This is a genomic window from Tetragenococcus solitarius NBRC 100494 (assembly GCF_001544195.1).
Classification (GTDB): domain Bacteria; phylum Bacillota; class Bacilli; order Lactobacillales; family Enterococcaceae; genus Tetragenococcus; species Tetragenococcus solitarius.
The window spans coordinates 22,643-44,658 of record NZ_BCPY01000010.1 but is presented as its reverse complement, the minus strand read 5'-3'; the positions used below and the strand labels follow the sequence as shown (position 1 = coordinate 44,658).

General features: G+C 35.4%; 20 protein-coding genes. 5 read left to right on the top strand and 15 right to left on the bottom strand.

The window, feature by feature from the left end; genetic code table 11:
• Positions 1 to 27: 27 nt before the first annotated feature.
• From TS1_RS04740 to dnaA, 14 genes are all read right to left on the bottom strand, one after another.
• Positions 28 to 1,320 (bottom strand): adenylosuccinate synthase, encoded by a 1,293-nt coding sequence (locus tag TS1_RS04740; RefSeq protein ID WP_068708358.1) that lies wholly within the window; start codon positions 1,318 to 1,320, stop codon positions 28 to 30.
• Between the two features lie 225 nt (positions 1,321 to 1,545).
• Entirely contained in the window at positions 1,546 to 3,468 is a 1,923-nt protein-coding gene (locus tag TS1_RS04735; protein ID WP_068708356.1) for a fructose-bisphosphatase class III, read from the bottom strand.
• A 137-nt stretch (positions 3,469 to 3,605) separates the two neighbouring features.
• Positions 3,606 to 4,970, bottom strand: a complete 1,365-nt coding sequence (gene dnaB, locus TS1_RS04730; RefSeq protein ID WP_068708354.1) for a replicative DNA helicase — start codon at positions 4,968 to 4,970, stop codon at positions 3,606 to 3,608.
• 89 nt (positions 4,971 to 5,059) lie between these two features.
• Positions 5,060 to 5,512 (bottom strand): 50S ribosomal protein L9, encoded by a 453-nt coding sequence (gene rplI, locus TS1_RS04725; RefSeq protein WP_068708352.1) that lies wholly within the window; start codon positions 5,510 to 5,512, stop codon positions 5,060 to 5,062.
• 9 nt (positions 5,513 to 5,521) lie between these two features.
• The gene (locus TS1_RS04720) at positions 5,522 to 6,976 is read right to left on the bottom strand and encodes a GGDEF domain-containing protein (protein ID WP_068708350.1); all 1,455 of its coding nucleotides are present in this window, start codon (positions 6,974 to 6,976) and stop codon (positions 5,522 to 5,524) included.
• A gap of 185 nt (positions 6,977 to 7,161) precedes the next feature.
• The gene (rpsR, locus tag TS1_RS04715; RefSeq protein ID WP_068708348.1) at positions 7,162 to 7,401 is read right to left on the bottom strand and encodes a 30S ribosomal protein S18; all 240 of its coding nucleotides are present in this window, start codon (positions 7,399 to 7,401) and stop codon (positions 7,162 to 7,164) included.
• Positions 7,402 to 7,425: 24 nt separating this feature from the next.
• Positions 7,426 to 7,920, bottom strand: coding sequence for a single-stranded DNA-binding protein (gene ssb, locus TS1_RS04710; RefSeq protein ID WP_068708346.1), 495 nt, complete (start codon positions 7,918 to 7,920; stop codon positions 7,426 to 7,428).
• Positions 7,921 to 7,961: 41 nt separating this feature from the next.
• A complete protein-coding gene (gene rpsF, locus TS1_RS04705) occupies positions 7,962 to 8,261 on the bottom strand; it encodes a 30S ribosomal protein S6 (protein ID WP_068708344.1) in 300 nt (99 codons plus the stop codon).
• Positions 8,262 to 8,507: 246 nt separating this feature from the next.
• Positions 8,508 to 10,970 (bottom strand): DNA gyrase subunit A, encoded by a 2,463-nt coding sequence (gyrA, locus tag TS1_RS04700; RefSeq protein ID WP_068708343.1) that lies wholly within the window; start codon positions 10,968 to 10,970, stop codon positions 8,508 to 8,510.
• A gap of 26 nt (positions 10,971 to 10,996) precedes the next feature.
• Positions 10,997 to 12,961, bottom strand: coding sequence for a DNA topoisomerase (ATP-hydrolyzing) subunit B (gyrB, locus tag TS1_RS04695; protein ID WP_068708341.1), 1,965 nt, complete (start codon positions 12,959 to 12,961; stop codon positions 10,997 to 10,999).
• Positions 12,962 to 14,083 carry a DNA replication/repair protein RecF gene (recF, locus tag TS1_RS04690; RefSeq protein ID WP_068708339.1) on the bottom strand — a complete coding sequence of 374 codons (1,122 nt, stop codon included), beginning with the start codon at positions 14,081 to 14,083 and terminating at the stop codon, positions 12,962 to 12,964.
• Positions 14,070 to 14,309, bottom strand: coding sequence for a S4 domain-containing protein YaaA (gene yaaA / locus TS1_RS04685; protein WP_068708337.1), 240 nt, complete (start codon positions 14,307 to 14,309; stop codon positions 14,070 to 14,072). Before yaaA ends, recF begins: the two co-directional genes overlap by 14 nt.
• 191 nt (positions 14,310 to 14,500) lie before the next feature.
• Positions 14,501 to 15,631: a DNA polymerase III subunit beta gene (gene dnaN, locus TS1_RS04680; RefSeq protein WP_068708335.1), complete on the bottom strand. Its 1,131-nt coding sequence runs from the start codon at positions 15,629 to 15,631 to the stop codon at positions 14,501 to 14,503.
• 157 nt (positions 15,632 to 15,788) lie between these two features.
• Positions 15,789 to 17,123 carry a chromosomal replication initiator protein DnaA gene (gene dnaA / locus TS1_RS04675; protein WP_068708334.1) on the bottom strand — a complete coding sequence of 445 codons (1,335 nt, stop codon included), beginning with the start codon at positions 17,121 to 17,123 and terminating at the stop codon, positions 15,789 to 15,791.
• 536 nt (positions 17,124 to 17,659) lie between these two features.
• Between dnaA and rpmH the strand changes: the two genes are divergently transcribed.
• The 4 genes from rpmH (at position 17,660) to jag (ending at position 19,933) form a co-directional block, all read left to right on the top strand.
• Entirely contained in the window at positions 17,660 to 17,794 is a 135-nt protein-coding gene (rpmH, locus tag TS1_RS04670; protein ID WP_014125892.1) for a 50S ribosomal protein L34, read from the top strand.
• A gap of 120 nt (positions 17,795 to 17,914) precedes the next feature.
• Complete coding sequence (gene rnpA / locus TS1_RS04665) at positions 17,915 to 18,250, top strand: ribonuclease P protein component (RefSeq protein WP_068708333.1); 336 nt, start codon at positions 17,915 to 17,917, stop codon at positions 18,248 to 18,250.
• A gap of 19 nt (positions 18,251 to 18,269) precedes the next feature.
• Complete coding sequence (locus TS1_RS04660; RefSeq protein ID WP_068708332.1) at positions 18,270 to 19,112, top strand: YidC/Oxa1 family membrane protein insertase; 843 nt, start codon at positions 18,270 to 18,272, stop codon at positions 19,110 to 19,112.
• Between the two features lie 20 nt (positions 19,113 to 19,132).
• Positions 19,133 to 19,933 carry an RNA-binding cell elongation regulator Jag/EloR gene (gene jag / locus TS1_RS04655; protein ID WP_068708330.1) on the top strand — a complete coding sequence of 267 codons (801 nt, stop codon included), beginning with the start codon at positions 19,133 to 19,135 and terminating at the stop codon, positions 19,931 to 19,933.
• A 132-nt stretch (positions 19,934 to 20,065) separates the two neighbouring features.
• On the opposite strand, the gene TS1_RS04650 is transcribed toward jag, so the two are convergent.
• Positions 20,066 to 20,377 carry a heavy metal-binding domain-containing protein gene (locus TS1_RS04650; protein WP_068708327.1) on the bottom strand — a complete coding sequence of 104 codons (312 nt, stop codon included), beginning with the start codon at positions 20,375 to 20,377 and terminating at the stop codon, positions 20,066 to 20,068.
• Between the two features lie 240 nt (positions 20,378 to 20,617).
• Between TS1_RS04650 and mnmE the strand changes: the two genes are divergently transcribed.
• On the top strand, positions 20,618 to 22,012 hold the full coding sequence (mnmE, locus tag TS1_RS04645) for a tRNA uridine-5-carboxymethylaminomethyl(34) synthesis GTPase MnmE (RefSeq protein ID WP_068708326.1): 1,395 nt from the start codon (positions 20,618 to 20,620) through the stop codon (positions 22,010 to 22,012).
• The last annotated feature ends 4 nt before the right edge of the window (positions 22,013 to 22,016 follow it).

The window sequence follows — 22,016 nt, the reverse complement described above, 5'->3', positions numbered from 1 at the left end:
CAGTATTTAAAACTAGAATTTAGTTTTTTAATTTTGTGACCAAACGCTTTCTAAAATATTTGTTTGATTGCGATCAGGTCCTACTGAAAAAGTAGAAATTCTTACACCGACAAGTTCTGAGATCCGACGAAGATAATTTCGAGCATTTTCTGGCAATTCTTCTAAAGTTTTACAATTTGTGACATCTTCTTGCCAACCTGGTAGTTCTTCATAAACTGGCTTACAACGGTTCAGTTCTTTTAAACTAGCAGGATAATGATAGATTAATTTTCCATCAAGTTCATAGGCAGTACAAATTTTTACCGTATCCAATCCGCTTAATACGTCGATACAGTTTAGTGATAGGTTCGTAATACCTGAAACTCGGCGCGAATGACGCATAACCACTGAGTCAAACCAACCAACACGGCGTGGACGTCCTGTTGTCGTCCCGTATTCATGACCTACTTCTCTAATTTGATCGCCTACTTCGTCAAATAACTCTGTAGGAAATGGGCCATCACCAACACGAGAAGTATAAGCTTTACATACGCCGACAACTTTATCAATCTTAGAAGGGCCAACGCCACTACCAATAGTTACGCCTCCAGCAACTGGATTGGATGAAGTGACAAAAGGATATGTTCCTTGGTCAATATCCAACATTACGCCTTGAGCTCCTTCAAATAAGACACGTCTTCCTCGATCCAAAGCATCATTTAAAATGACAGAAGTATCTGTTACATATTGTTTAAATTGTTGACCATATTCATAAAATTCTTCAAAAATATCTTCAAAAGCAATGGTTTTTTCACCATACATTTTTTCAAATTGTCTATTTTTATCTGCTAGATTAGCTTTTAAACGCTCACTAAAGATATCCTTGTCCAGTAAATCAGCAATACGGATGCCTACGCGAGCTGCTTTATCCATATAAGCCGGCCCAATTCCTTTAATCGTCGTCCCGATTTTATCAGCACCTTTAGCATCTTCTTGTAGTTGGTCTAATTGAATATGATAGGGTAAAATAACATGAGCACGATCAGAAATCCGTAGATTTTCTGTTGAGACACCGTGTTCTTTTAGATAATTTAATTCTTCTACAAGAGATTTAGGATTAACGACTACGCCGTTGCCGATAACGCTTGTTTTTTCCTTATAAAAAATACCAGAAGGAATTAAATGTAACTTATAAGTTACGTTATCAAATTTAATCGTATGACCGGCATTATCACCACCTTGATAACGCGCAATAACTTCTGCATCTTCACTTAGAAAATCAGTAATTTTTCCCTTTCCTTCATCGCCCCATTGAGTTCCTACAACTACCACTGATGACATATGGATACCTCTTTCTTTTTGGTCTATTGAAATGAACAAAAAAGTAAGTTGTAACAAATAAACTTCGTTATTACTGTTTCTTACTCCCGCATTATTGTATCAACTTATTCCTTTTATTACAATGAAAAATCGAATATTTTTCTTTCAACAAAATTAGTGTTAGTTAATTCCCGAACATTAAAAAATAAATTAAATTAAATTGCCACAAAGGACGAAAAATAGCCCTTAATAAAAATCATAATTTTTATACAATTTTTCAAGTACCTTTTTTTCTTGCGTTAATTTCTTACCAACATTCGTTTGTGATACAGTTGTACGTTTTTCGACTCTTTCTACCAAACGTTTGGTAGATAAAATATCATTTTGACGTTCTACCGAGGCTTTTACTGAAGAAAATGGTTGGTGAGCGACTAATTGTAAACCATAGCTGTTTGACAATAGAGTGTATCCAGCTAAGCCAGTTTCTTTTTGATAACTTTTAGCAAAACCTCCGTCAATGACCAACATCCGACCATTCGCTTTAATAGGGCTTTCGCCCTTACTTGCTTTTACTGGTGTATGACCGTTAATAATATGTCCAGTAATGGGCAAACCAAAATCACTCAAAATTTCTTGACAGATTTCTTCCTGATTTCTTAAAAAATAGTAAGCATTTTTTTCTTCATGGTGCGTTTGTTTATCTGCTATATAATATCGTTCAAAGGTGGCCATCACTTTTTTACCAAATAACGAAGAACATTCTCCTGTCCACAAATACCATAGTAAATCAGTTAAAAAATCATTCGAAATATCAGGATGAGCATAACTATAGCGAATTTGCTCTTCAAAAAAGTCTAGTAATTTCTGACCAGAATAATGTTTCTGACCAATACGCAGTGATTTAAAATCCCCATTTTGATGAAGCGGGATACAACCATGAAGTAATAAGTTTCCGTTGTAACATAAATACATACTTCCTTTTTCCATCAAGAAATCCATATGCCGCTTTAATGGTTCAGAACTTTGAAAAGAATGTAGTAAACTTTTTATTAATTGTTGTTCCTCTTTAGTTAAAGAACAAGGGTTTGTAGGATCAATAGTAGGTGCTGTAAAATTAACAAGCGGATATACTTTATCACCAAGTTGAATTGTTTTTTTCGCATAATCAATAAAATCTAACATAGTACGCTCATCCATGAGGAATTCTGGCCGTCGTTTGATTAATTGGCCTTCTAATTTAAATTGTAAGATGGCAGTTGCTTGCTGGATTTTATTTAAATTATCTTTTTCAGCCGCAGTAAAACTATTCTCGTCTTCTAATTTAGGAGAAAATTTATCCAACACAGAATAATATTTTTGACTATATTCCACTAAAGGACGTAAGTTAACTCCATAACGATCTTCAATAATGGTTAAGTTTCCATATCTAGCACAAATACGTAAAACATTAATGAGAGCAAGAGGTGAACCTGCCATACTCGCTAGCCAGATAATATCGTGATTTCCCCATTGAATATCAACTGAATGATAATTAATTAAACGCTCCATAATTAAATCAGGTGCTGGGCCACGATCATAGATATCACCAACCACATGTAAATGATCAACGACAAAACGTTGAATAACATAACATAAAGCACTAATTAGAGCCGTAGCTTGGTTTAATTGAATCACATGATCAATAATTGCTTGAATATAGGCCTGTTTATCAGTTTCTTGTTGTTTTTCAGTTAATAGTTCTTCAATAATATAACTAAAACGCGCTGGTAATGCTTTATGGACTTTTGAACGAGTATATTTACGACTCGCATGATTTACAACAGTAATTAACAAACGAATGTTTTGCGCATACCAACTTTTTATTTCTTCTTTTGTTTTGTTTCCTTTTTCTAAATGAATCTTTTCTTCTGGGTAATAAATTAAGCTAGCCAGGTCATCAATATCTATATCTTTTTTATTAAAACATTCTGTTAATTTTTCTTTTACGCTACCTGAACCATTGCGTAGTACATGGTCAAATGCACCGTATTCTCCGTGTACATCACTAATAAAATGTTCAGTTCCCTTGGGCAAATGTAAAATCGCTTCTAAATTAATAAGTTCAGTTACTACACTTTCTTTACTATTAAAATTTTCTTTTAACAATCTATAATAATTTTCCTCTAGCATTTATATACGCCTCTCATAAAAATTGGTATTGTTGTATATAAATACAATACAAGCTTACAAAAATAGTTGCAAGCTTTTTTTAAAATAAAAAAACTTGCAACTATTTTTCATTCAGACAAATTGGTATAGGTGTAATTTTACTCAAAAGGCGTCCGCGGCGAAAGCGATGAAAATTTATTGTATTCTTTGATAAACAATAATTCTACTGTCCCTCGTGCACCATTCCGATTTTTTTCGATAATAACTTCAATCACATTGTCATTACCCGCTTCTTCTTCCTCTTCATCATTCTCACGTTGATAATAATCGTCACGATACAAAAAGGCAACAATATCCGCATCTTGTTCAATCGAACCAGATTCCCGTATATCACTTAAAACTGGACGTTTATCTTGCCTTTGTTCAACACTACGAGATAACTGTGAAAGAGCTACAACAGGTACATTTAATTCTTTTGCTAGTTTTTTCAATTGTCGAGAAATTTCTGATACCTCTTGTTGTCTACTCTCTCTTCCGGAACCTTCAATTAATTGCAAATAATCAATTAAAATAAGTCCTAAGTTTCCTTTTTCTTGTGCTAACTTACGGCAACGAGCACGGATTTCAGAAACTTTAATTCCTGGCGTATCATCTATATAAATACTTGCCTTAGATAAGCTTCCCATTGCCACAATCAAATTACGCCACTCTTCATCAGTTAATTGTCCAGTACGCAAATGACTCGCATCAATGGAGCCTTCTGCACAAAGCATCCGGCTAACTAGCGACTCGGCTCCCATTTCTAAACTAAAAATAGCTACCGTATTATCTGTTTTTGTGCCGACATTTTGTGCAATATTTAAAGCAAATGCTGTTTTCCCGACTGCTGGACGAGCTGCAATGATTAACAATTCATCTTTTTGTAAACCCGCTGTCATTTTATCTAAAGCTTGATAGCCAGTAGGTAAACCGGTAATTTCTTCATTATTTTGTGCCAATTGGTCAATGTTTTCAATTGTTTGATTCAACACGTCAGCAATGGATTGGAAGCCGTTGCTATTTCTCTTTTCAGAAACTTCTAAAATGCTTTTTTCAGCATCTTCAACAATTTCTTGAACATTTTCTTTCTGCTCAAAACCAGACGTTACAATTTTATTAGCTGTTTGAATTAACTGGCGTAGTGTTGCCTTATCATCCACAATTTTTGCATAATAAGAAACACTTGATGAAGTAGGCGAAACCTGACTTAACTCCGTTAAATAACTAATACCGCCTACATCTTCTAAAGAATTACTTTTTTCAATTTCAGCTTTTAAAGTGATTAAATCAATGGCTTCATTTCGCTCGTTTAACTGAAACATACACTGAAAAATAATTTGGTGGCTTCTGCGGTAAAAACTACTAGGTTCTAGTAGTTCCATTGCTTCTATAATCGCATCTGGATCAAGAAAAATTGCACCCAATACAGCTTGTTCTGCTTCTATATCTTGTGGTGGGATACGATCTTGCCAAACTTCATTCATAATTTTTCTCCTAAATACTTCGTTTTAACCCCTATTAACAATTTTTCTAAAAACATAAGACAGATCCGATCATTTCAGATCTGCCTTTTTTATTCTTCTACTACATGCACCTTAATCGTGGCTGTCACTTCTGGGTGTAACTTCACAGGAACGTTGGTAAATCCCATTGTACGAATGGGTTCTTTTAATTCAATCTTCCGCTTATCAACTTTGATATCAAATTGTTTTTTTAAACCTTGGACGATTTGCTTAGAAGGTACTGAACCAAACAATCGTCCATCTTCACCAGCTTTGGCTTTAATTTCTACTACTGTATTTTCATCTTCTAAATAACTTTTTAATTTTTGGGCTTCTTGTAAATTTTCCGCTTCTTCTTTTTCTTTTGCTTGTTTTTTTCCGCGCATTACAGCTATATTTTTTTGACTTGCTTCTTTAGCTAAATTATTTTTAAAAAGATAATTTTGGGCATACCCATTAGGTACGTCTTTAATATCTCCTGCTTTTCCTTTACCTTTTACATCTTGTAAGAAAATAACCTTCATCTTTGTCTTTCACTCCTTATCATCTAATTGTTTTAACTCGTTAATTAACATTTTCCGTACTTTTTCGAGCGACTTTCCTTTGATCTGCGTCGCAGCATTACTAAAATGCCCTCCGCCGCCAAGCTTTTCCATCACCCGTTGGACGTTTACACCACCAGAACTGCGAGCATTAATAGTAATTTCATCTTCAAGTTGGCTAGTGATAACAAAAGCTGCTTCAATGTCATTCATTGATAGTAATGTATCAGCTGCTTTTGAAGCTGTGACATTATCATAAGTTTCATTTTCAGAAGCTACTGCCACAACAATATTTTTAGTTACATATTCACTGCGAGAGACTAATTCGCTCATTTGCAAATAAGAATTTAAATCTGAGCTTAACAGATATCGCACCAATGAAAGATCGGCTCCATGATTTTTTAAATAACTGGCTACATGGAAAGTCTGAGCTGTCGTTCGAGTAAAAAAACTTTTTGTATCAACATAAATGCCTGACAATAATAAGCTAGCAATAAATTTTGATACTTTTTTTCTTTTATTCGATTGAAATTGGATGATTTCAGCTACTAATTCACTAGCAGAAGAAGCAGCCGGCTCAATGTAAGTTAATAACGGACGCTCAGGAAATTCTTCGCCACGACGATGATGATCAATGATCATTATTTTATCAAAGGCATCAAAGACTTCTTTTGAAATCGAAAGTGCAGGACGATTGTAATCGACCATAACTAAAACACTGTTCTCGTCAATATGTTCTAATGCTTGTTGCCCAGAAATAATTAATTTGGCTATTTCTGGATGTTTGCTTATTTCTTCTAAACAACGCTGGGTATCTTCAGTGACTTCTTCTTGTTCAATAATTACATAGCTTTCTTTTTGATTAAACTGAGCTAAAGCAGCCACACCAAACGCACTGCCAATTGCGTCCATGTCAGGATAACGATGTCCCATAATGAAAATCTTTTTATTTTCTGAAAAAATCTTTTTTAACGAAGCACTCATGGCTCGTGAGCGTGTACGCGTTCGACGAATCGTTCCTTCTGTTTGGCCACCAAAAAACTGGGGTTTTGCTTGTGAGTCGGCATCTTTTAACACAACTTGATCGCCGCCTCTTGCTAAAGCCATGTCTAGGTTGTTTTGAGCAACTTCGCCCACTTTTTCCATTGAACCATGGCCATAGGCAATTCCCATACTCATCGTCAGTATAAATTCACTATTGATGTTTGATTCTTTTAATCGTTGCAAAATATCAAACTGTTTTTCTTTGATTTGTTGTAATTCGTCCATGCTAGCAACAAAAAAATAACGATCCGTATTTACACGTTTATAAAAAATCCGATATTCGTTTGCCCAATCAGAAATCATTGTCGTAACCAAAGTATTTAGTAATGAAATATTCTTATCGTCCATTTTATCAATGATATCATCATAATTATCTAAAGAAATAATGCCGATTACAGTCATAGCCAAGGCCCCTTATAATCTAAATCCAACCAGTAAAATTGAATAACTACTTCAACTGTTCTAAAATTTTAACTGAACATATCCACTTATTTTTTATTTTATCATAAACAGTTTATTTATGCGATTTACAAAATAAAGCAGTTGATAAAAAAACCGAATGACAAAAATGTCATCCGGGTCATTTTTTAAGATTCTTCACTTACAAATGGAAGTAATCCCATAATACGTGCACGTTTAATAGCAATTGTCAATTTACGTTGATTTTTTGCTCCTGTACCTGTTACACGACGAGGTAAGATTTTACCACGCTCTGAGATAAATCTTTTTAATAATTCAACATCTTTATAGTCTACATGTTCAATGTGGTTTGCTGCAAGATAGTCTACTTTACGACGTCTACGTCCGCCTCTTCTTTGTTGAGCCATTCTATTTCCCTCCTATCAAATTTGTTAGAATGGTAAGTCATCATCTGAAATATCAATCGATGATCCGCCGAAAGGATCGGCATTATCACGATCAAAATTAGGTGTTTGAGATGTTTGTTTTTGATTGTAATTGTTCCCAAAGTTCGATTGATTATTACCGGAGTCATTTCCTTCAGAAGAACGACGTTGCTCGCTGACAGAACGAGGTTCTAACATTTGGAAATTATCTGCTACAACTTCAGTCACAAAAACACGTTGTCCTTGTTGGTTTTCGTAATTTCTTGTCTGAATTCTTCCAGTAGCGCCAATAAGTGCACCTTTGCGTCCTAAATTTGCCAGATTTTCTGCTGCTTTTCTCCAGATAACGCAGTTAATAAAATCTGCTTCTCTTTCACCATTTTGATTCGTAAAAGTACGATTTATGGCTAAAGTAAAAGTCGCAACTGCTACTCCATTGGATGTGTAACGTAAATCAGGGTCTTTTGTCAATCTTCCTACTAGTACAACGTTGTTAATCAAATTTACCATCTCCTCATCGTTGTCGTTTCGTGTGAAACGCGTTATTCTTCTTCTTTGACAATCATATGACGAATGATATCGTTGTTGATTCTTGCAAGACGGTTAAATTCGTTAACCGCGTCTGCAGTTGATGGAGAAGAAACGTTAACGATGTGATAGATTCCTTCACGGTAACCGTTCATTTCGTACGCAAAGCGACGTTTTTCCCAGTCTTTAGATTCAATGACTTCAGCTCCGTTATCAGTGATAACAGCGTCAAAACGTTCTACTAAAGCTGTTTTTGCTTCTTCATCAATGTCAGGACGAATGATGTACAAGATTTCATACTTCGTATTTTCCATTGATTTTTCACCTCCCTGTGGTCTTTGGCCCCTTTTTCCAGGAGCAGAGAGAGTTGTCCTTTAAGACTACTCACGAAGTGAAATTATACACTTATTTGTCTTGATACGCAAGATATTTCGCCTTGATTATTTAGAATTTGTTGTACATACTTAAATACGCAAAAAATCAACAAAAGTTTTTTGATTTTATACTTTTGTTGATTTTTTACAAATAAAACCAATATTTTAACCCTATCTGAAAAACAATTACTCTTTTATAGGCCCCTCAATTTTTTCCAACTCTTCATCATCCACTGTTGCCATAGTAACAACTCTTGAATGATCTTCCATTTTCATCAAACGAACACCCAATGTAGCTCGTCCTGTTTGAGAAATATCCTCAACATGGAAACGAATGATAACACCCTTGTCAGTGATCAACATAATATCTTCGTTGCCAGAAACAGTGGTTAATCCCGCTAGAGGACCATTTTTTTCGGTAATATTGGCTGTCTTAATTCCTTTACCGCCACGACCTTTGACTGGATATTGATCAACTGCGGTACGCTTGCCGTAACCTTTTTCAGTAATAACTAAGACTTCTTCGCCTTCTTTTATAACGGAAGCTCCGATCACATAATCTTCCGGTCTTAAACGAATCCCTCGAACACCGCTGGCTGTCCGTCCCATATCTCGCACAGCTGCTTCTTTAAAGGTGACAGAGTAACCATTATGAGTACCAATAACCATTACGTCATCGCCGCTAGTACTTAAAACATTAACTAGTTCATCTTGTTCTTTTAAACCGATAGCAATTAGACCATTGCTCCGAATATTTTTAAAGGCTTCTACCGAGGTACGTTTTACAATGCCATATTTTGTAGTAAAGAAAAGATACTTTCTCTCTTTAGCATCATTAGATAGAGCAATGACAGTTTGAATTCGTTCATTTGAATCAATTCCTAGGAAATTAATGACCGGAATTCCTTTTGCCGTACGACCATACTCTGGTACTTCATATCCTTTTGCTTTATAAACTTTCCCCGCATTAGTGAAAAATAATAAATTATCATGAGTAGAACAAGAGACTAAAGTGGTCACAAAATCCTGATCGTGAATTCCCATCCCTTGTACGCCGCGTCCACCACGATTTTGTGTACGGAATTCACTATTAGCAGCTCGTTTAATATAGCCATTGTTCGTTAAGGTAACTACGATTTCTTCTTCTTCAATTAAGTCTTCATCTTCTAAACTTAATACTTCTCCAACCAATAGTTCTGTCCGACGTTTATCACCAAAACGTTGTTCGATGTCATGTAATTCTGTTTGAATAATTTCAACGACGCGTTCTGGTCTAGCTAAAATATCTGCTAAATCTTCAATTTGCTTTAACAAATCTTGATATTCATTCTCAATCTTATCTCTTTCTAAACCAGTTAAACGACGTAACCGCATATCCAAAATTGCTTGGGCTTGACGGTCAGATAACTTAAATTGAGCCATCATCGTTTCTTTTGCTTGTGCGTCGGTTTCAGAACCACGAATAATGGCAATGATTTCATCAATATGATCTAAAGCAATGCGTAAACCTTCTAAAATATGCGCACGTGCTTCAGCTTTTTGTTTTTCAAAAATTGTACGACGTGTAATGACACTTTTTTGATGCTCTAAGTAATCTTCTAAAATTCGCTTTAAATTTAAAATTTTTGGTACGCCATTTTCGATAGCTAACATATTAAAGCCAAATGAAGTTTGTAAAGAAGTCATTTTATACAGATTATTTAAAACAACAGAAGCACTCACATCACGTCTTACATCAATAACAATTCGCATACCTTCACGCGAAGATTCATCACGTAAATCAGTAATTCCTTCGATTCGTTTATCTCGATGAAGTTCAGAAATCCGCTCAATTAACTTGGCTTTATTGACCATATAAGGTAACTCTGTCACTAAAATACGTTCTTTACCATTGGCCATTTCGCTAATTTCGACTTTACCACGTACAGTAATTGTGCCTTTACCCGTTTCGTATGCTCGACGAATACCAGATTTTCCCATGACTAAGCCGCCTGTTGGAAAGTCTGGTCCAGGTAATACTTCCATTAATTCATTTGTCGTTACTTCTGGATTTTCAATCAAACGATCGATAGCTGCAACGACTTCACCTAGGTTGTGCGGAGGAATATTGGTTGCCATACCAACGGCAATCCCTGTCGTGCCGTTAACCAATAAGTTAGGGAAACGGGCAGGTAATACCTCGGGTTCTTTTTCGGTATCATCATAGTTTCCGATAAAATCAACGGTATCTTTATTAAGATCACGTAACATTTCAACAGATAGACGGCTCATGCGAGCTTCTGTATAACGCATCGCCGCAGCGCCATCACCATCTACAGAGCCAAAGTTTCCGTGACCGTCTACTAACATGTAACGGTAACTAAATGATTGTGCCATTCTCACCATAGCATCATAAATTGCGCTATCTCCATGGGGGTGATATTTCCCCATGACATCTCCGACAATACGTGCCGATTTTTTGTGTGGCTTATCAGGAGTTACCCCTAATTCACTCATCCCATATAAAATTCGCCGATGAACAGGCTTTAAGCCGTCACGAACATCAGGTAAAGCTCTAGCTACAATGACGCTCATTGCATAATCGATATAGGACCCACGCATCTCGCTTGATAAATTGGTATCATGAATATGATTTTCCTGATCTCTCAAAGTTTTTCCTCCTTTACGATTACGATCTAAACATCAAGGTTTTGAACGTAACGGGCATTTTCTTCAATAAAAGCTCGTCTAGGCTCTACTTGATCTCCCATCAGCATTTCAAAAACTTGGTCCGCTTCAATCGCATCTTCTATGCTTACGCGCAACATTAAGCGATTTTCTGGATCCATTGTTGTTTGCCATAATTGATGTTCATCCATTTCTCCAAGACCTTTATAACGTTGAACTGAAGGTTTTGGACTTTGCGGAAGTGAATTAATCACATTTTGTAATTCTTTTTCTGCATTTTCCCCAGGTTGAACATAGGTAATATTTTTCCCTTGCTTAACCCCATATAATGGTGGCTGAGCAATATAAACGTAGCCTGCTTCTACGACAGGTCGCATATAACGATAAAATAAAGTTAATAAAAGTGTACGAATATGAGCACCATCGACATCAGCATCCGTCATAATCACTAATTTATGATAACGAGCCTTTGATACATCGAATTCTTCGCCAAAGCCAGTTCCCATCGCAGTAAATAATGAGCGAATTTCCTCATTAGCCAAGATCTTATCCATACTTGCTTTTTCAACATTTAATATTTTTCCGCGTATAGGTAAAATTGCTTGAAATTCCCGGCTACGTCCTTGTTTAGCAGAACCTCCTGCAGAATCCCCTTCGACAATAAATAATTCACTTTTTTCTGGATCTCGGCTAGAACAATCGGCCAATTTACCTGGTAAATTACTAATCTCAAGTGCGCCTTTGCGCCGGGTGACTTCACGTGCTCGTTTAGCTGCTTGTCTAGCTTTTGAAGCGAGTACGCCCTTTTCTACAATGCGACGACCAACAGAAGGATTTTCCATTAAAAACTTGGCAAAATGTTCAGAAAACAAACGGTCAGTAACCGTACGTACTTCAGAATTTCCTAATTTCGTTTTTGTTTGTCCTTCAAACTGAGGATCCGGATGTTTGATCGATACCACTGCAGTTAAACCTTCTCGGACATCTTCTCCAGAAAGATTATCATCATTTTCCCTCATTAATTTTTGCTTACGTCCATAATCATTAATCACACGTGTTAGCGCCGTTTTAAAACCCGCCTCATGTGTGCCTCCTTCATAGGTATGAATATTGTTAGCAAACGTCATCAAATTTGTATGAAAACTATCAGTATATTGAATAGACACTTCAACATTAATATCTTGTTGTTGTCCTTCTAAGTAAATCGGTTCAGGGAATAAAACCTCTTTATTGGCATTTAAATGCTCGACGTAACTTTTGATTCCACCTTCATAATGATATTGATTAAATAGCGGTTCTTCTGGTCGCCGATCTTCAATGGAAATATGCAAACCACGATTCAAAAAAGCTAGTTCTCGAATACGAGTAGCAAGCTTATCGAAATTAAATTCTGTCGTTTCATTAAAGATTTCTGGATCTGGGACAAAATGAACTTCTGTTCCATGAACTTCTGTTCCATGAAGTTCTGTTTCTCCTATAACCTTTAAATCTGCGTTAATTTTACCTCGTTTAAAATCTTGATAGTATACTTTTCCATTTTTAAAAACTTTTACTTCTAATTTTTCCGATAAAGCATTTACTACAGAAGAACCTACACCGTGCAAGCCACCTGAAACTTTATATCCGCCACCACCAAATTTACCGCCAGCATGTAAAATTGTAAATACGGTTTCCACAGCGGGCCTACCTGTTTTGCTTTGGATATCTACTGGAATACCACGACCATTATCTGTAACTGTTATACTGTTATCTTTTTCTACAATTACTTGAATTTTTGTAGCAAATCCTGCAAGCGCCTCATCAATTGAGTTATCAACAATTTCCCAAACTAAATGGTGGAGACCTTCTGAGCTGGTAGAACCAATATACATTCCCGGTCTTTTTCTTACGGCTTCTAATCCCTCTAAAACTTGTATCTGACTGGCGTCGTATAGTTTTGCCTGTTCGCGCAAGTTCTTGTCTTCTTCTGCCACTTATACATCTTCTCCTTCTAATTGACCTTGATTAATATAAAAAATTTCAGGTTCAACAGTCATTTTATCTTTTATTTGTTTTAATGTTGTTGTTGTTAAAAAAGTTTGGACTTTTCCTTCAATTGTTTCTAGTAAATGAAGTTGCCTAGAATCATCTAATTCACTCATTACATCATCTAATAACAAAAGAGGATACTCCCCTGTTTCCTCTTTTATCAGATCAATTTCAGCTAGTTTCACACTTAAAGCAGCTGTCCTTTGTTGTCCTTGTGAGCCAAATATTTGAACATCTTTTTCATTGACTAAAAAAGATAAATCATCTCGATGCGGACCAACCAATGTCGTTTGGCGTAATCGCTCTTTATTTCTTACCTTTTCTATTTCTTGTTCGTATGCTTTTTTTACAGTTTGCTCATCAGTCCAATACTCACCAGACACGCTTGAACGATAACTAATTTTTAGCTGTTCCTTTGACTGGCTAATTTTTTGATGGAGCTGGTTGGCCCAGTATTCCAAACGTTTAACAAATTGTTGACGAACAAAAAGAACCTTACTGCCGTGGCTAATCAATTGTTCTGACAAAATATCCAGATATAATTCATCTGTTTGTTTATGCTCAGCAAGCTGTTTTAGATAATGATTACGTTGTTTTAAAATTTTCTGATACTGCGCTGACTCATAAAGATAAACAGAGTCAATTTGGCCGATTTCCATATCTAAAAATTTTCTTCTTACTTGCGGACTTCCTTTGACTAAAGAAAGATCTTCTGGTGCAAACAAAATAACGTTTAATTGTCCAATATAACTAGATAATTTTTTTTGTTCCATATGATTAATTTTTGTTTTACGTCCTTTTTTAGTTAAAAATAACTCAAGTGGAACGTTTGTATATTCTTTTTGCACATTTCCTTTAACAAAGGCTTGTTCTTTCTCCCACTGGATCAGTTCTTGTTCATTGCGAGTACGATGACTACGTGTTAAAGCTAGTGTATAAATACTTTCAAGAAGATTCGTTTTTCCTTGAGCGTTTTCGCCCAAAAAAATAACGACATTTTTATGAAAATCTACCATCAATTCTTCGTAATTACGAAAATTTTTAATATGTAGATTACTCAGACGCATCTTCTTTACCCTTTTCTGCCATAAAAAAAGTACCTATTTCAGGTATTTCAATCATCGTTCCAGCATAAAGTTTACGTCCTCTACGGTTTTCAATTTCACCATTTACAAAAACAGTATTTTCTTGTAAATACCCTTTTGCTTGTCCACCGCTTGAAATGACATCGAGTTCTTTTAGTAATTGAGCAAGTGTCATATATTCAGTTTTTAAAATGACGGTTTCTTTCATTTTATCCCTCGATTTTCTTTTCGACATATACATATATTATACCCTTTTTAAGCAAATAAAACAAATATATCCGTCTATTTTTCACTCTCAGAAGTTTTAATACATTTAGATAATTTTTATCCAAAATAAAAAGAAGAGCTTAGATTCGATTCTAAGCCCTTCATAGGAAAAAGCTATTTTTACTCTATTCATTAATTAGTTCTTACTGGGGTAATAAGTTGCAAAAAGTCTCCTTGTCCTTCAGAAGGTTCTAATGTAAACGGACGAACAGCTGAAATAAAGCAAATACGAATGGTTGTATCCCCAAAAGCTCGTAAAGCATCCTTCATATAATCAGGATTAAAAGAAATTTCTAATGGTTCTCCAGAAACTTTTTCATACTTTAGATCTTCTTCTACTTTACCGACTTCAGGTGAATTCCCATGCAAAACGACATTATCGTTAGCAATTTGCAAGCGGACAATATTGTTACGACTTTCATGAGACAATAAAGAAGCCCGTTCGATTGCCGATAAAAGAGCTGGGACAGCAAATTCGATTTCAGTATTAAAAGAAGAAGGAATCAAGCGATCTGTGTCAGGATATTTTCCTTCAAGTAGACGCGAATAAAATTTCATCGTTTTTGTTTCAAATAATACTTGATTTTCCATAATACTAATTTGTACTGTATCTTCTTCATCAGTTAAAGAACGCGATAATTCTGTCAAACTTTTTCCTGGAATGACAATATCGAATTCTTCATCATCATTTTCTAAAGGAATAATTCGTTGACTAAGTCGATGGGAGTCAGTAGCTACGGCCAATAAACGTTGATTTTTCAACGTAAAATGAACTCCCGTTAAAATAGGACGGCTTTCATGTTGTGAAACAGAAAAAACAGTCTCACTAATCAATTTATTTAATACGTCAGCAGATAGCTGGATTTCTTTTTGCCGATCTACTGCAGGTAAATGTGGATAACTTTCAGAATCTAATCCATTAACCAAAAAGTTGGCTTTGCCAGAGGTAATTTCTACTTGATTATTTTCTAGAACTTCTAAAGTAACATGGTCTTCTGGTAAACGTCGGATAATTTCACTAAAAAAGCGTGCTTGTAAAACAATACTTCCAGTATTTTCAATATTCATTTGCGCTTTTTCATCTTCAGAACTTAAAAATGACTCAATTGAAATATCGGCATTACTGCCTGTAAGTGTTAAGCCATCATTTGATAAATCAATCTTTACACCTGTCAAAATGGGCATGGTTGTTTTAGTTGAGATAGCACGTTGTACTGTTTGCAATTGTTGCATGAAGCTTGTTCGATTTAGTGTGACTTTCATGGTGAGCACTCCTTTATATATTATATTAGTAAAAAATTTCGTAGTAATAGTAGAGCAGTGAATAGTGTGGATAACTTTCTAAAATAAATACAGAATAAAGTTTTGCACTTGTGGAAAAGGTGTGGATATCTTTTTTGTTTTTTCACAGTTATGCACATTATTCCATTAGATGATTTTTAATTTCCTTGACGTCATTGCGTATTTTTTCGTCTTCTTCGATTAGCTTTTGAATTTTTTCATAAGCATGGATAACGGTAGTGTGATCTTTTCCGCCAAAGTCAGCTCCGATTTTTGGTAATGAATAATCTGTCAGTTCACGGCACAAATACATTGCAATCTGACGCGGAACAACGATTCCTTTTGTTCTTTTCTTTCCCGTTATATCACTCACTTTTAAGTGATAATAATCAGCAACTTCTTCTTGAATTTGTTCAACAGTAAGTTGGCTTAAACTTGTTCCAACTTTTAAGGCTTTTAGTGCTTCTGCTGCTAAACTGGTGGTGATATCTGAACTTTGGATTGCTGCATAAGCTTGAACCCGTACTAAAGCTCCTTCTAACTCACGAATATTAGAGTCAATTTGCCCAGCAATATAGCTTAGTGTATCATCTGGAATTTCAAGATTTTCTGCTTCTGCTTTTTTACGTAATATTGCGGTTCTGGTTTCCAAGTCTGGAGGAGTGATATCGACTGATAATCCCCAAGCAAAACGGGAAACAAGTCGTTGGGGAAGTGTCGGGATTTCGTTTGGCAAACGGTCACTTGTTAACACAATCTGCTTATTATTTCGATATAACTCTTCAAATGTATTAAAAAATTCTTCTTGTGTTCCTTCTTTGTTGACTAAAAATTGAATATCATCAACGAGTAATAGATCCATCGTACGATATTCATTACGAAACTCCTCCATCTTATTATTTTGGATAGAGCTAATAAAGTCATTAGTGAAATTCTCACTTGAAACGTATTTAATTTTAGCATTGGGATGAGTAACCAGCATTTGGTGACCAATCGCTTGCATTAGATGGGTTTTTCCTAAACCGACACCGCCATAAAAAAAGAGGGGGTTATAAATGGAAGCCGGTTCTTCAGCAACTACTAAAGCAGCAGCATGGGCCATTTGATTTCCCTTACCAATGACAAAAGTATCAAAAGTATATTTTGAATTAAGCATAGTTTTATGTTCAGGAACTTTTGGTGTTTTTTCTTCTGTTGGTTTTTCTTTTTGCTTATAGTTTTCTGCTTCGTCTGGTGTCACAAAAGTAGGAAGAATTTCTTCTCCGCTCATCATAAAGAAAGTTTCAAGAATTTTTCCTGCTAAATTTTTTTCCCAATAGTTTTTTTGAACCGTTGTTGGGACTTCGATGATCAATTGATTATCGTAGTATGAAATAGGTTTTGCAGGTTCAATCCAAGTATTATAACTAACTGGATTCATCTCTTTTCTATAACTTTCTTGAAGTTCTTTCCATATCGTCTCTAGAGATGGCATAGCAAATCCTCCTGTAAATAAATTAATCGAGATAGTATTAATTTATCATGGATCTTAAAAGTTTTCCACAGATAGCAAAGAAAAAAGACAGAGAAATTTCTTTTTCCACAAAGTACACAGAAAAAATAAAAAAGGAATCCCCATAGTGAAAAAATAGTTATCCACAGGAGGAAATTTTTGTGAATTTCGTTTTTTTAGTATTGCTTGTCCACAATTTTTCCTCGGATATAAGTCTGGAGTATCAAGGATTTTGGGAAAATATCCACAGAGTTTTCCGCAGCTGTGTATAACTTTTTTCACTGCTGTTTACTTGTGTATAATTTTGGGAAAATCTGTTGAACTACTTTTTTGTGGATAAGTATATAATTAAATTTTTTCCCATCTTTTTAACAAAAAAATGTGGATAACTGACTTAAAAAAATAGGAGCAAGTAAGAAAGATTGGAATTTTTATTGACAAAATAGGGGGAAAATCGATATACTATCAAAGTATGTCGTATAGACTTAAATAAGAAACCTTGATGGAGGTGGAATAAGATGAAAAGAACATATCAACCAAATAAACGTAAACACCAAAAAGTTCATGGTTTTCGTAAACGTATGAGCACAAAAAATGGACGACATGTTATCGCTAGCCGTCGTCGCAAAGGCAGAAAGGTTCTTTCTGCTTAAGCCACTGAGCTTCAGTGGTTTTTTTTTATTCTTTTTTGTACAAAGGATGATTCATCTTTATAAGTTATGGTATTATTTAGAAGTGAGTAGCTAGATATAGAAGGAATTGATGAAAAGGGCATGAGAAAGTCTTATCGTGTTAAAAAAGAAAAAGAATTTCAATATGTTTTTAAAAATGGCAAATCCTATGCGAATAAAAAATTTGTGGTATATGTGTTACCAAAAGAACAAGCGCATTTTCGTGTAGGAATTTCTGTTGGAAAAAAAATAGGAAATGCAGTCGCACGTAATGCTGTTAAACGCAAAATCCGCGCAAGTATTTATGAGATGAGAGAATTAATTGATCCATCGATTGATTTTCTTGTGATTGCTCGGCCCTCTGTTTCAGATTTATCTTCCAAAGAAGTGTACTCGAATTTATTGCATGTCTTCAAATTATCGAAGATTATTAAATAAACGAAAGGAAAATTGTTCAGTGAAAAAAAGAAAACGTCTACTACTGGTTTTAGGTCTTATTTCATTGGTGGTATTATTATCTGCCTGTGCTACAACCAACGAAGTGTCCTCTGAAAGTACTGGAATTTGGGATCGCTATATTGTTTATACTTTTGCACAGGTAATTAAATGGTTGTCTTTGGGAGGAAATCGAGGCGTAGGGATTATTTTATTTACGATAATAATCCGCATTATTTTATTCCCGTTGATGAATTTCCAAACAAAAAGCATGAGAAAAACACAAGACTTACAACCTAAAATCACAGCATTACAAGAAAAATATTCTTCCAAAGATACACAAACTCAACAGAAGTTGCGGGAAGAACAACAAAAATTATATCAAGAAAATGGTGTAAATCCTTATGCTGGTTGTTTACCGCTGATAGTACAAATGCCCATTCTTATGGCAGTCTATCAGGCGATTTCAAGAGTACCCGAATTAAGAGAAGGTAGCTTTTTATGGGTACGAGTATTAGGTGAGCCTGATCCGTACTATGTTTTACCTGTTCTGGCTGGTATTTTTACATTTTTAAGTACGTATCTTTCCAGCATGAGTCAAGCAAATCCTAATTCTAGCGTCAAGATTATGAATTACGTAATGCCGGTAATGATTTTAGTTATGGCAACCAATTTGCCGGGAGCATTATCTTTATATTGGGTAATTTCAAATGCCTTTCAAGTTGGCCAAACCTTGTTAATCAACAATCCATTTAAAATTCGTCGTGAACGTAAAGAAGCTGAACGTCAAGCAAGACAACGTCAACGTGAATTGGAAAAAGCTAAGTATCCAAACAAAAAACAAAGACATAAAAAACGTAAATAAGCCAGAAAGGAGTTTTATTTATGCCAATTTATGAAGGACAAAGTGTTGAAGAAGCGATACAAAATGGTTTACAAGCGCTTGGTGTATCTCAAGATGAAGTAACAACCACCATTATTGAAGAAGGAAAAAAAGGCTTCTTAGGTGTGGGGAAAAAAAATGCACGTGTTTCTTTAGAATATATGGCTAAACAGGAACCTGAGGTAAAAACAGAAGTTGTGTCAGATAGTCAAACAATGGAAGAAGAGAAAAGTAACACAGTAACAACTGAAACAGCGGAAGAGGGAGTCTTTGAAGAACAAACAGCAGAGGATAACTTCGAAGAGTCCAAAGAGCAGGAAAAAGGCTCGGAGAAATTAGAGGATCAACAAGCACTCACCCAGTTAGAAAATTATCTGACAGCTATTACAAAACAACTAAATGCTCCAGCAACAGTTACAATCACTTACGATCAAGAAAGAATTGTTTTTGAACTAGATACTCCTAAAAAAGGGTTATTAATTGGTCGGCATGGCAAAACACTGAACGCTTTACAATACTTAGCTCAAGTATATGTTCATCGAATTGCCAAAAATAAGCTTCCTGTTATGGTAAACGTAGGAGATTATCGCCAAAAACGACAAGATATCTTACAACAGTTAGCCGAGCGTACCGCAGAAAAAGTAGACCGGACTGGAATGCCAGTATTTTTAGAACCTATGCCGGCTTTTGAAAGAAAACAAATACATTTTGCTTTAAGCAAAAAAAATTATGTGACTACTCATTCTGAAGGAGACGAGCCTTATCGTTACTTAGTGGTGGAGCCAGCGAAAAAGTATTATTAAGCTTAATTTGCTTGGAGTGTTTGACTTCATCTTATTTTTTAAGTATAGTCTAGCTAGATCATTCTTATCAGAGTTATGACTTTGATAAAAAAGAGCCTGTATTTTTTCGACAGGCTCTTTTTTTTGGGCTTTTTAGCCACCAATAGTGGTTTGTGTAAATTGAACAGCTGTTCCGTAGGCAAAAATTTCAAAAAACGGTCCTTCTTCTCCATTGATCCTTTCATGTTCAAAATGACAATTAATTACTGCAGTTGCTCCGTAACTAAAGGCTTTTGATTTCAATTGATAAGCCACATCTGCTAGAGCCTTATTTGGGTCAAAATTAGGATCGAAAATATCAATAAACACTCGTTCTGTCACAAAAATTAGGTCTCTTATTATATAAGGTTTGTTAACGTTTCCAGTAGACAATAAAATTTGTTCGATTCGCTCTTGTTGCTCCATAATTATCCCTCTTTTCCCTTATTGTTAATTGTATTTTAGCTTTTTTCTAAGTGAAGAGCAAAGTTTCTAGTAAAAAAGTTAGAATGCTTGCCAACGTAAATGAAATGTGCTAATCTAATTTCATAATTTTATAGACAAGCAGTCAAAGTGCGAAGTCTACCCATAAGAAAATGGGTGGAGTGGGCACTTTTTTTTGTGCGATAAAAGATATAAAAAAATGAATGCATAGGAGGAACAGACGTGGCAGAAGTATTGCAAGAATTTGACACGATTGCAGCAATTTCCACTCCCCCTGGTGAAGGGGCAATCAGTATTGTTCGTTTGAGTGGCGAAGAAGCTATCCCAGCAGCAGATCGTGTGTTTAAAGCAAAGAGATCCTTAGAACAAGCTCAAAGCCATACTATCCACTACGGGCATATTGTAGACCCGAAAACTAATGAGCTACTTGATGAAGTAATGGTATCCATTATGCGCGCACCCAAGACATTTACTCGAGAAGATATTGTTGAGATCAACTGTCATGGAGGAATCGTTGTTGTTAATCAGATTTTACAATTATTATTAAGGTCTGGCGCTCGTTTAGCAGAACCAGGTGAATTTACTAAGCGCGCTTTTTTAAATGGAAGAATTGATTTATCACAAGCAGAAGCGGTAATGGATCTAATTCGAGCGAAAACAGATAAAGCGATGAATGTCGCATTAAATCAATTGGATGGCAATTTATCACACTTAATTCGTTCTTTAAGACAAGAGGTATTAAATACGCTAGCACAAGTTGAAGTCAATATTGATTACCCTGAGTATGATGATGTAGAAGAGATGACTAGTAAGTTATTATTGGAAAAAGCAACGCAAGTGAAACAACAAATTCAATCTTTACTAGCAACGGCTCAACAAGGAAAAATTTTACGAGAAGGGCTAAATACTGCCATCATAGGGCGTCCTAATGTTGGGAAATCGAGTTTATTAAACCAGTTATTAAAAGAAGAAAAAGCAATCGTCACAGAAGTGGCAGGGACTACGCGTGATGTAGTTGAAGAATACGTTAATGTTCGCGGCGTACCCCTTAAACTAATTGATACTGCGGGTATTCGTGAAACAGAGGACACCGTGGAAAAGATTGGAGTTGAAAAAAGCCGTAAAGCTTTGTCAGAAGCGGATTTGGTTCTTTTGGTTTTAAACCAAAGTGAACCTTTAACAAAAGAAGATAAACAATTACTTGAAATGACAAAGGAAACAAAACGAATTATTTTGCTTAATAAAACGGACCTTCCTCCACGTTTAGATCTTAAGGAGCTAAGTGACTTCCTTTATGAAGATCCAAAATTTGAAGTGTCTGTTACGAATAATGAGGGACTAGAACAATTAGAAGAAGCAATTTCTGAGTTATTTTTTGGCGGACAAACACAAGATAAAGACGCCTCTTATCTTTCGAACACACGGCATATCGCATTATTGGAGAATGCTTCTTCTGCTTTAGATGAAGTCATTACAGGCATTGAAGCTGGCATGCCAGTAGATTTAGTACAAATCGATATGACACGTTGTTGGGATGATTTAGGTGAAATCGTAGGAGATAGTGTACAAGACGAGTTAATTACGCAATTATTTAGTCAATTTTGTTTAGGAAAATAGGGGG